This window comes from Streptomyces sp. NRRL S-495 (assembly GCF_000966955.1).
Classification (GTDB): domain Bacteria; phylum Actinomycetota; class Actinomycetes; order Streptomycetales; family Streptomycetaceae; genus Kitasatospora; species Kitasatospora purpeofusca.
Genome location: NZ_JZWY01000459.1, coordinates 1 through 4115, shown reverse-complemented (window position 1 = coordinate 4115; position 4115 = coordinate 1). Strand labels below are relative to the sequence as shown.

2 protein-coding genes and 2 pseudogenes are annotated in these 4115 nt (G+C 70.9%); 2 read left to right on the top strand and 2 right to left on the bottom strand.

The window, feature by feature from the left end; translation table 11 throughout:
- Together VR45_RS47955 and VR45_RS23445 are read right to left on the bottom strand one after the other, a co-directional pair.
- Positions 1–176 (bottom strand): annotated as a pseudogene (locus VR45_RS47955) (glycoside hydrolase family 27 protein); the annotation flags it as partial.
- 209 nt (positions 177–385) lie between these two features.
- Positions 386–2500, bottom strand: coding sequence for a hypothetical protein (locus tag VR45_RS23445; RefSeq protein ID WP_078896766.1), 2115 nt, complete (start codon positions 2498–2500; stop codon positions 386–388).
- 309 nt (positions 2501–2809) lie between these two features.
- Between VR45_RS23445 and VR45_RS23440 the strand changes: the two genes are divergently transcribed.
- Both VR45_RS23440 and VR45_RS48905 read left to right on the top strand, forming a co-directional pair.
- A complete protein-coding gene (locus VR45_RS23440; RefSeq protein ID WP_045941797.1) occupies positions 2810–3853 on the top strand; it encodes a substrate-binding domain-containing protein in 1044 nt (347 codons plus the stop codon).
- Positions 3846–4115: pseudogene (locus VR45_RS48905) on the top strand (ABC transporter ATP-binding protein); the annotation flags it as partial. The gene VR45_RS23440 and the pseudogene VR45_RS48905, both read left to right, overlap by 8 nt.

Here is a 4115-nt window from a genome sequence, read left to right as displayed (position 1 = left end):
GCCTTGAGGCCCTTGGAGACGAAGATGTCGGCGATGCCCTTGATCATCGCCTCGTTGAACTGGGCCCCGCAGTAGGTGGAGTTCCAGTTGTTGAAGCCCATCTGCGGCGTCAGGTTGAGGCCGTTGTCGAGGGCCGCGGCCGACGGTGCGGTCGCGAGCTGGAGCCCCACCGTCACGGCGCCGCCGCCGGCGAACAGGGCTAATGCGGTGAGCGCGGACGCGGCACGGCGCGCCGGTCGGGCGTCGGGGGTTCGCACGAATCCTCCAATGAGGGATCGGAGTTGGGCGGGGGAAACAGACCGGCCGGCCTGGCGGGGGAGCCGGGCGGCAGACCGGTCGGACCGGCGGGAGGGGTCGGGGCGGGCGGGGCCGGTGGAGCGTCCGCTCAGTTCAGCGGCGTCCAGGCCTGGCCGGCCGCGGCCGGGTTCGGCGGGTTGAGGACCACGGAGGACGTCGGCGCGGACCGCGGGGCGTCCAGGGCGAGTCCGCTGCCGACGTTGGTGATGGTCAGCGCGCCGGTGGCGGCGTTCTGGGTGACCCGCCACTTCTGGTACGGGCTGTTGGGGTCCCAGCGGTTGAGCACCCAGGGCGAGCCGTTGCCGCTGCCGCCGGTCAGGGTGCCGTGGGTCTGGGTGGGGGTGTCGCAGTTGTCGGTGATCCGGACGGTGCCGTCGGGGTTCGGGGTGAACTTCCACTGCTCCGAGGTGTGCCAGTCCCACCAGGTGTTGATGTCGGTGCTCGAACCGTCGGGCGCGGAGCACATGCCGTTGATCTCCAGCACCTGCCCGCCGGTGCCGCCGGCGCTGATGCCGTGGTACCGGCCGTCGCCGACGACCGCCGCCGGGACGGTGGTGGGCAGGGCCTTGAGGCGGTACATGGTGACGCCGTGGGCCGGGACCCAGCCGCCGAGGGAGCCGGTGTAGGTGCCGGTGGCGCCGGTCCAGAGGTCCTTGGCGGTGTAGCCGGGGCCGGTCAGTCCGAGGTCGGTGAGCGTGGTGGTGATGTTCCGCCAGCCGGACGGGTCCTGGTTGATCAGCAGCACCGCGGTGTCGCCGTCGGCCAGTTGGCGCTTGAGGACGATCGGGTCGGTGGCGTTCCTCGGCGGCTGGCCGACGAGGGTGGCCGGCTTGGCGAGGCGGTCCTGGTTCACCGCGATGACGTCGGCGTTCTTGTAGACCGCCAGCGCCGAGTCGCTGATGCCGGTGGACCAGGTGTAACCCTGCGAGCTGTGCTGGGAGTCGGCGGCGGTACGCAGGTCCGCGCCGCTGATCAGCGGGGAGGCCATCATGGCGAGGACGGACATCTCGCTGCGCGACTCGTCGTCGGTCATCGGCTTGTGGCAGACGCAGCTGTCGGTGGTGCCGTAGATGCCGTAGGGGTTCAGCCACCCCGCGAACATCATGTCCATGTCGTTCCAGCTGCCGGGTCGGACGTTGCCCGGGTACTGGAGCGCGGTCCGCAGCTGGCCGTTGTACAGCACGCCGTCCAGGTCGGGCCCCCGGTCGCCGCCGATCCGGCACAGGTTGGCGACCTGGCCGCACCACTTGCCGGTCGGCGCGTAGCCGGGCGCCTCGCGCGCACCGGTGCCGGCGGCGACCACCACCGGGTCGGTGCGGGCCGGGTCGTCGGAGGCCAGCAGGTACGGCACCCCGGTGTGCACCGGCTGGGCGGACACGCTCAGGGTGACCTTGGGCCGGTTCTGCGCGGCCGAGGCGGAGTCCAGCGCCCGGCGGAAGTCCTGCACCCGGGCGTAGACGGAGCGGGTGAGCTCGCGGCCGATGCCCTGGGTGTAGTAGTCGTGGCCGTCGGGGCCGACGATCCTCGGCCCGTAGGGACAGTCGTCGTACTTCACGTAGTCGACGCCCCAGGAGACGAAGTCGGCGGCGTCGACGCTCTCGTGGCCCAGGCTGCCGGGGCGGCCCTGACAGGTGGTGTAGGTGGTGGTGGCGTAGAGGCCGAACTTCATGCCCTTGCTGTGCGCGTACCAGGACAGGTACTCGATGCCGTTGAGCGTCCGGCCGTTGACGGTGTGGGCCGGGAACCGCTCCGGGTCGGGCACCAGGTGGCCGCTCGTCGGGTCGAGGCCGTTGCCGTCGGTGCCGCTGACCGGGTTGCGGTTGGCGTCGTACAGCTGCATCGCGCCTTCGGCGGTCTTCGCGAAGTTGGCGGTCTGGCCGTCGCGGTGGCCCAGCGACCACCCGTCGTCGATGGTGACGGTGTTGTAGCCGGCCGTCACCAGGCCGCGGGCGACCATGAAGTCGATGGTCTGGAGGACCTGTTGCTGGGTGACGGCGGTGCCGAGGGTGTTCCAGGAGTTCCAGCCCATCGGCGGGGTGAGGGCCTGTCCGTTCTCGACGGCGGCGGCGGGGGTCGCCGAGGGGCCGAGAGCGAGCGTGCCGAGTCCGGCCGAGGCGAGGGCCAGGGCGAGCAGCGTGCGGGGCACCGTTCGGAGCACTGCTCGGGACAGGGTGCGGGGGAGGTGCGGCGCAGTTCTGCGCATGGGCGCTCCAGGGCGCGAGTGGGGGTGGGTGGGGGTGCGTGGGGGCACTGAGGTGCGGCATGCAGGGGAATCGCCGTGATGCTTTCTGTCTCTTTTCCTAACAGAAAGCAACGCAGCATAGACACGACAGAACCTGCCGCTCAAGAGGGCGTGCGAGCCCCGGCGGCCGTTGTCATTACTTGTCCCATATGGCGTGTCACGACTTGATCTCGGCGGTGAACGGTACTTGACGGCCCGTCAAAGTGGGGTGTGATATTTCACATCGCGTTTGAATGTGTTTGGTTCTGCTGATGAGGAGCGGTCCCCTCCATGATCCGAAACACCAACCGCCGCGTCGCCGCGGCAGGTTCTCTCCTGTTGTCCCTCGGCCTGGTCACCGCCTGTTCCGACGGCCAGGAGACCACCGGCGCCAACGCCTCGGTGGCGCCGGTCAGCGGGAAGATCTCGATCACCTACCTGCAGAAGCAGGGGGACCAGGAATACTTCATCGGCGAGGCCGCCGGAGCGAAGGCGAAGGCCGCCGAACTCGGCGTCGACCTCAAGGTGGTGAACCTCGGCAACGACGCCAACAAGACGGTCAGCGAGGTCCAGGCCGCCATCGCCCAGAAGACCAACGGCGTCATCATCGTCGTCCCGGACCCGGCCGTCGGGCCGCAGGTCGTGCAGACCGCCAGGGACGCGAAGATCGCCCTGCTCACCTCCGACGACCAGGTCTGCGCCACCGGCCCCGACCCCGCCGCCTGCGCCAAGACCGACCTGGTGCCGCGGGTCGGCTTCAGCGGCGCCCAGATGGGCACCGAGATCGGCAAGCGCGCCGCCGCGGAGTACACCAAGGCCGGCTGGACGGCCGCCGACACCCGGGTGATCTCCGCCTGGAAGCAGGACGTCACCGTCTGCGGCGACCGCGTCAAGGGGGCGAAGCAGGCCTTCGACGCGGCGGTCCCCGGCGTCCAGAACATCGATGTCGCCACCGACAACACCCCCACCGGCGCGCAGGACAAGGTCGCCGCGACCATCACCGCCAACGCCGGCGTCAAGCACTGGGTGGTGTGGGGCTGCAACGACGAGAACGTGCACGGCGGCGTCACCGCGCTCCAGAACGCCGGCGTCGGCGCCGACAACGTGATCGGCATCGGCCTCGGCGCCTACCTCGCCTGCAAGGACTGGAGCGGCGGCAAGCCGACCGGGATGAAGGCCGCGCTGTTCATCAACGGCAAGGAGGTCGGCGCGCTCGCGGTCCAGAGCATGGTCGACAAGCTCAAGAACGGCAAGGACCTGCCGGCCGAGCAGTTCGCCCCCACCACCATGGTCGACGCGGCCAGTTGGCAGAGCGCGGGCGTCACCTGTGGCTGACCCGGTCCCCTCCCGGCCGGACTCCCCGACCCCGGGCCGCTCGACGTCGGACTCCCCGCCGCCGGGCCGCTCTACGTCGGACTCCCCGACCCCGGACCCCTCGACCCCGGACCCCTCGACGCCGGCCGCCGCGGAGGCGGCCGGCGTCACCGGCGTCGCGGCCGTCACCAAGACCTTCGGCACCGTCCGGGCCCTCGGCGGAGTCACCCTCGACTTCCCCCGCGGCGCGGTCACCGCGCTGATGGGCGAGAACGGCGCCGGC